The sequence below is a fragment of the Cupriavidus sp. SK-4 genome, from assembly GCF_000611125.1.
Taxonomy (GTDB): Bacteria; Pseudomonadota; Gammaproteobacteria; order Burkholderiales; family Burkholderiaceae; genus Cupriavidus; species Cupriavidus necator.
Genome location: NZ_JFJW01000171.1, coordinates 36191 through 42634, shown reverse-complemented (window position 1 = coordinate 42634; position 6444 = coordinate 36191). Strand labels below are relative to the sequence as shown.

The window sequence follows — 6444 nt, the reverse complement described above, 5'->3', positions numbered from 1 at the left end:
GGGTGACTGACTTGTGTGTAATCAAATGCCTCTAATGTCCAACGAGTAAATGCGATGAGAATTGGAATAATCGGCACTGGCCATTCCGGCCTCGCACTGGCAGCGATGCTGCTTCGGTCCGGAAAGCACGAGATACGTATTTATTCGGACGGACGCCATAGCGAGAAGCTGTCTGCGATAATGGACGGCGGCGGCCATATGCGATTCGTAGATCAGCCAAATAATGTTGACGCTGCCGGGCAGTGAAGTCCGGCCCGGGCCCGAAGCCAACCAGGAGTTGTTCCTGCTGCGTCGCGAAGCCGACGGTCAGTGGCGATTCGCCCGCTACATTTTCACGACCACCCACTCGCCGGCCCGCCCCGAGTGAACGGCCATGGCCACCTACGCCCTACCTCATGGCTGGTCGCCTTGTGCAGCTCGCCAGCGTTTGACCGGTCCGGCTCAGCGTGAACACCTGAGGGACGTCCCCGTGACCGGACCGCTGCAAAAGCCCGTAAAGCGCGCCACCTTGCGGCGAATGCCTCGCCGCGCCACCCGGCGCCTTGCGGTTTCCGTGAGCGTCAAAATGAGAATCTCATGACAAAGGCACGAATGAACTGAGGTAGCCTTACGTCCCGCGGACGTCCGGTGTTTGCAGACCGCACGCCCTTATCACGGGTTTCCACCTGAATCTCGAATTTCGAAGGTGCAGGATGCCATTACAAGGATCGGCCTGATCCCGCAGCCGCCCAAAGTTGCGGACTGCCAGCTGGGCCCCGTGCAAACGCATCGTATAAACTGGTCAGGCCATCAAACCGAAGGAGTTGACTTGCTGTTCAATCTGGAAGCCGTCTCAGCGCAGCGCCTTTACCGGCTAATCGCTGAGAAGATTGCCGAGAAGATTCGCGCCGGGGAGTTCCCCGTTGGCAGCCGACTGCCTGCAGAACGGGATCTGGCGGAAGCCTTGAACGTCAGCCGCTCGTCGGTGCGCGAGGCTCTGATCGCCTTGGAACTCAGCGGCTACGTCGAAGTGCGCCTAGGAAGTGGCGTTTACGTCACAAACCCGAAGGAGGGAACAGCTGTGGGTTCACCGCCTCCGACCGAGTCCACGGCTTCTTCATCCCCCCGACCCGCGGGCGATGTGGGCCCTTTCGAGTTGCTTGAGGCACGCCTGCTCGTCGAGCCCGAAGTTGCCGCGTTGGCAGCCCAGCATGCCAGCAACCAACAGCTCTCGGTGATTCGGGAAGCCCAAGAGGCCATGTCGGCGAGCGGAGCACCTAGCCATCTCGACCGCGCATTCCATGCAGCAATCGCGGCCGCCTGTGGCAATGCGGCGCTCGAAGCCGTGGTCCTCTCGCTACGCGATTTGAGTGAAGCCAGCCCAGTCTATCAGCGCCTGGACAAGCACTTCATCGGCCGCAAGGCCTGGAATGCTGCGTTGGTCGAGCACGACCGAATCACTAGCGCGATCCTTGAACGGGACCCAATCCGCGCGCGTCATGAAATGTACGCTCATCTGATTGCTATCATGGCGCGGCTGCGCGAGGACTTCGGTGACAGCCTGTCTTCATCCAGGCGCAAGGTTACTCCCAAGAAACGCGCGCCCAGTGTCAGCGACCGGAGTTCCAGAAACGCAACTACCGAAGTGGAGGATGCCACCGACCTGGTCGACGCTGAGGCACTTGCGCAGCACGCGTCTCGGACCGCCGCCCGGCGCAAGGTATGAGTCCCACGTAGTGCTTCGCTCCGTGTGCCCGCCGGCCGTTCGCTCAATGCATCTTCACGCGTGGTCGTGTACCTCGAGAGAATAATCGCGCCAGCGTGTCAAGCGCCGCTCTAGGTAAGCCATGTAGCGCTCGCTGGTGCATCTGGTACAGCGACATATACATCAGCCTGGCGAAATAGCCCTCCAGCCACAGGTTGCCGCGAATCAAGCCCCCCATAAGATTACCGACCGTACTGTGTCGACCGAGCGAGACGAGGGACCCGAAGTCTCGGTATCGCCAGGGCTTCAATGGCTTGCCCGCGAGCCGCCGGATGAGTCCCTCGGCCAAGTGCGAGGCCTGCTGATGAGCCGCCTGTGCCCGAGGGGGCACCAATACTCCAGCCTCGCGCCCTAGCCACGGACAGGCCGCGCAGTCTCCAATGGCAAATACATGCTCGTCGAGCGTGGTCTGCAGCGTCGGGCCGACCCGTAGTTGATGGATTCCGTTGACTTCCAAGCCATCCAGACCGCGAGCAAACTCCGGCGCCTTAACCCCAGCCGCCCAGACCACCAACTCTGCGGCAATGCTGCGCCCGTCTGCCAGCTGGACACCGTGCTGCCGCACCTCCGACACGCGCGCGCCTGTGTGGATCGTCACGTTGAGCGCGCGCAACTGCTTCGCCGCCCCGGCTGATAATCGTTCTGGCAAAGCAGGAAGAATACGTGGGCCGGCCTCAATCAGATGGATCCCGAGTTGCGCCGGATCCAGGCGCTCCAGACCGTAGCTCAGCAACTCACGTGTGGTGTGCTTCAGTTCGGCCGCCAGCTCTACCCCCGTCGCGCCAGCGCCAATAATGGCCACCTGCAACTGGTGGGGCTGAAGCTGCTCGCTCTGGGCATGCGCTCGGATGCACGCGTTGACCAAGCGCCGGTGAAACCGCTCGCCATCCGCGGGAGTCTCGAGCGCGATCGCGTGCTCCCGCACGCCTGGAGTACCAAAATCGTTCGTCCGGCTTCCCACCGCAAACACCAGGGTATCGTAGGGGACATCGCGCAGCGGCGTAACGGCATCGCCGAACTCGTCCACATGAGGTGCCAGATGCACGACCCGCCGGCTCCGGTCCAGCCCAATTACCTCACCGATGCGGTCGGTAAAGCCGTGCCAATGGCCTTGCGCCATGTAGCACAGCTCGTGCATACCAAGATTCATGCTGCCTGCCGCAATTTCATGCAAATGCGGCTTCCAGAAGTGCGTGCGTTTCTTGTCGATTAGTGTGACATGTGCCTGCCCGCGCTTGCCCAGTCTGTCGCCCAGCAATGTGGCAAGCTCCAGGCCGCCGGCGCCACCGCCGACGATTACGATGCGGTGCAGCCCGTCGGGTGCTGTGGTCTGTGGTATTAGGGACATGTCTCAGCTCAATAAGTCGAACTTCGATTGGCGCCGGCTGATGACTGCTTGCTTCATAGGCTCGGTCTCCAAGGAAATCTCGTGTGGCGGCGCTTACATATAGGACCGGCGTTTGCTCATCTGGCCCACACCGGGATTGAAGGTATTCGTCGGATCCACATCCCGATAGAACGCAGCCAGCGCCGGCTTTGCGCAATAGACGTGCCCGACGTTGTGTTCGGCGGGATACTCGCCACCCTTGGCGGCAATGAGGTCTAGCACCCGCTGCTTGATGGCTTCGAGGTTTCCGCCCTTCTTGACTATGTAGTCATGGTGGAATACGTGACACAAGAAGTGCGCGTAGCGGTAGCGCCCAACGAGTTGGGCTTCGATATCGGCCGGCAGGTGCTCGACCCAATCGCTGCTATTTCGAGGCAAAGCAAAGTCAAGCGAGAACACGCCTTCGACGTCTGAGCGGTGAATGGCGTTGTATCGAATCGCTGCCCCACCGGCAACGAAGCGGTGCAGAAATGCTTTCTGGCCTTCTTGCGGGTCGCAGGCGAACCATTCGCCGTCGTCCGGATCGCGTAACAGCCGTGCCAGCTGCTCCAGTATCGGCGCAACGTCACCGCCCGCCACTTTCAGGAGCACGATATGCTCGTAACGCTCGCGCAATGTCCGCAGCCGGACTGGCACATGCTCGGGCAGGAGTTGCCCCACCATTTGTGCGATCCGGTCCGCGGGATTGGCCGGGAGGAACCTGAACCGGCCCAGCAAGCGGTCAATCTGAGACTTCCACGCGAAGATGCTTGGTATCGCATCGGTGCCGAAGCGCTCGATGACAGAGAACATGTCCTTTGCATAGCGTGCGGACAAGTCGAAGATGTCCCGGTGCATGTACTCGCAGGCCACTGGCAGCGCCATCTCGGGGGCCAGTAGCCGGTGCCTCAGCACGCTCAACATGGCAGGGTCGCGCACACCAATGCAGAAGACCTGCGTTCGCTCGTCTGCCTCGAAGGTGTCCACTCGCACCGCAAACACCGCCAGCTTGCCAGCGCTGCCGGAGGTCTCGTACAGTCGAGCGGGATCATTGTTGAAACGCGCCGGTGTCGGCGCCGCGAAATCGCGCACACGAGCTTCATAGTCGGAGCATGAGGCCTTCCCGTTCACAGCGCTATCGATATCGGTCTCGGTAAAGTCGCCGTGGTCCAGGCGCGTGAGAATGGATTCAGGCGTATCGCCTAGCCGTATGCCAAGGTGATTCACCAGTTGCAGCACTCCCGAGGCATCGACACGGGCGAACAACGCCAGTTCTGTGTAGGCCGGCCCCCGGCGGACCAACATGCCACCCGAGTTGTTGCAGATACCACCGACGACGGAGGCACCGATACACGATGAACCGATTTCTGAATGCGGTTCCCGCCCGAAGGGCTGGAGTGCACGTTCCAGGCCATGCAAGGTGGCCCCCGGGAAGCAGATCGCCTGCCTGCCTTGGTCGATCACCCGGATAGTCGTCATCAACAATGTGTTGATGACGACTACCTGCCGCCCGTAGTCCTCGGCTCCGCCGTGCGGCGTGGAGCCCTCGGTGAGGCCAGTGTTGGCCGCCTGCATGACCACAGCCTTGCCGGCGGCGACACATGCCTGCAGCACCTGCCATTGCTCCAGCAGCTTCGTGGGAAACACCACCGCCAGCGCCTCGCCCTCGCCGGAGCGAAAGCCTCGGCGATAGCGCTGCGTGCGACGACGTTCAGTCAGCACGTTGCGTGGCCCGACAATACGACGCAAGCGCTCGACAAACTCCGCGTCGTTTGCCTGATGTGGCGGAAAAACAGGCAGATGCATCTGGGCCTCCCTTGATTGACCCGCCGCTCAGGCGGCGATGTCCCCCAGGCAGAGGTACTTGAGCTCGACATACTCCTCAATGCCATGCTCCGAGCCCTCGCGCCCTAGACCCGACTGTTTGACGCCACCGAATGGCACATGTTCCATGGAGATCATGCCGGAATTGACCCCTACCATGCCGTATTCAAGCGCCTCACCCACGCGGAAGATGCGGCCCACGTCGCGGCTGTAGAAGTAGCTCGCGAGGCCGAACTCCGTGTCGTTAGCGGCGTCGATGGCTTCCTGCTCCGTGCCAAAGCGGAACACCGGCGCAAAGGGGCCAAAGGTCTCTTCACGCGCGCACAGCATGTCCGGCGTGGCGTCGGCCACTACGGTCGGCTGGAAGAACTGTCCCGCGCCCAGTTGCGCTAGCCGATTTCCCCCGGTCACGATGCGGGCGCCCTTGGCCAAAGCGTCCGCCAGGTGGCGCTCGACCTTGGCGACGGCCGCCTCCTCAATCAACGGACCCTGCTCGACACCGGCCTCGAAGCCGTTGCCGACCCTGGCTCGACGCACGCGATCGGCGAACTTCCGAACGAACTCGTCGTAGACGCCGTCCTGCACATAGAACCGGTTGGAGCAGACGCAAGTTTGGCCGGCATTGCGGTACTTGCTCGCGAACGCGCCCTCAACGGCACTGTCGATGTCGGCGTCATCGAAGACAATGAAGGGTGCATTGCCGCCCAGCTCGAGCGAGAGCTTCTTGACCGTCGGGGCGCACTGCGCCATCAGGATGCGGCCCACTTCGGTCGATCCAGTGAAACTGAGGTGACGCACCACGTCGCTCGCACACAGCACCTGGCCTACAGCGATGCTGTTACCACTATCGGCCGTGACAATGTTGAGCACGCCTGCCGGGATTCCAGCGCGAATCGCCAGCTCACCTGCAGCCAGGGCCGTCAGCGGCGTCAACTCGGCAGGCTTGACGACCACGGTGCAGCCTGCGGCAAGTGCAGGAGCGACCTTGCGCGTGATCATGGCCAGCGGGAAGTTCCACGGCGTGATTGCCGCGCATACACCGATGGGCTGCTTGAGCACCAGCTGACGGCGGTTCTCGTCAAACTGCGACAGGGTCTCGCCGCTTACGCGCTTAGCCTGCTCGGCAAACCATTCGACAAAGCTTGCGCCATAGGCCACCTCGCCCCTGGCCTCGGCCAGAGGCTTTCCTTGCTCGGCTGTCATCAGGTGCGCAAGATCGTCCTGATGGGCGATAAGCAGGTCGAACCATTTGCGCAGAACCTGGCTGCGCGCCTTAGCACCCAGGCGCCGCCAGGCCGGCCAGGCCGCGTTGGCGGCAGCGATGGCGGAATGGGCATCAGCCGCCTTGAGGTTGGCCACATCGGCCAGCTTCTCGCCGGTGGCAGGATCGTGCACGTCAAAGCGGCTCGCACCCGGCACCCATTGACCGTTGATCAGCGCATCGCTCTTGAGCAGGCTCGGATCGGCGAGCCCGTCCAGCGTGAGATGAATCTTCGTCATCACTCCTCCC

At 62.1% G+C, this 6444-nt stretch carries 6 protein-coding genes; 3 read left to right on the top strand and 3 right to left on the bottom strand.

The window, feature by feature from the left end:
- The first annotated feature begins 54 nt into the window (after nt 1–54).
- The 3 genes from CF68_RS39270 to CF68_RS32430 all read left to right on the top strand — a co-directional run bounded on the left by CF68_RS39270 (nt 55) and on the right by CF68_RS32430 (nt 1705).
- Entirely contained in the window at nt 55–246 is a 192-nt protein-coding gene (locus CF68_RS39270; RefSeq protein WP_084187576.1) for an NAD(P)-binding domain-containing protein, read from the top strand.
- The gene (locus CF68_RS36790; protein ID WP_200872621.1) at nt 224–367 is read left to right on the top strand and encodes a hypothetical protein; all 144 of its coding nucleotides are present in this window, start codon (nt 224–226) and stop codon (nt 365–367) included. The genes CF68_RS39270 and CF68_RS36790 overlap by 23 nt, the downstream gene beginning before the upstream one ends.
- A 444-nt stretch (nt 368–811) precedes the next feature.
- The gene (locus CF68_RS32430) at nt 812–1705 is read left to right on the top strand and encodes a FadR/GntR family transcriptional regulator (RefSeq protein WP_235205963.1); all 894 of its coding nucleotides are present in this window, start codon (nt 812–814) and stop codon (nt 1703–1705) included.
- A 43-nt stretch (nt 1706–1748) separates the two neighbouring features.
- Here CF68_RS32430 and CF68_RS32425 read toward each other — a convergent pair whose 3' ends face one another.
- The 3 genes from CF68_RS32425 to CF68_RS32415 all read right to left on the bottom strand — a co-directional run bounded on the left by CF68_RS32425 (nt 1749) and on the right by CF68_RS32415 (nt 6434).
- Complete coding sequence (locus tag CF68_RS32425) at nt 1749–3056, bottom strand: NAD(P)/FAD-dependent oxidoreductase (RefSeq protein ID WP_200872620.1); 1308 nt, start codon at nt 3054–3056, stop codon at nt 1749–1751.
- 129 nt (nt 3057–3185) lie between these two features.
- Nucleotides 3186–4916: a D-lactate dehydrogenase gene (dld, locus tag CF68_RS32420; protein WP_051591790.1), complete on the bottom strand. Its 1731-nt coding sequence runs from the start codon at nt 4914–4916 to the stop codon at nt 3186–3188.
- 27 nt (nt 4917–4943) lie between these two features.
- The gene (locus CF68_RS32415) at nt 4944–6434 is read right to left on the bottom strand and encodes an NAD-dependent succinate-semialdehyde dehydrogenase (RefSeq protein ID WP_035827134.1); all 1491 of its coding nucleotides are present in this window, start codon (nt 6432–6434) and stop codon (nt 4944–4946) included.
- Between the last annotated feature and the right edge of the window lie 10 nt (nt 6435–6444).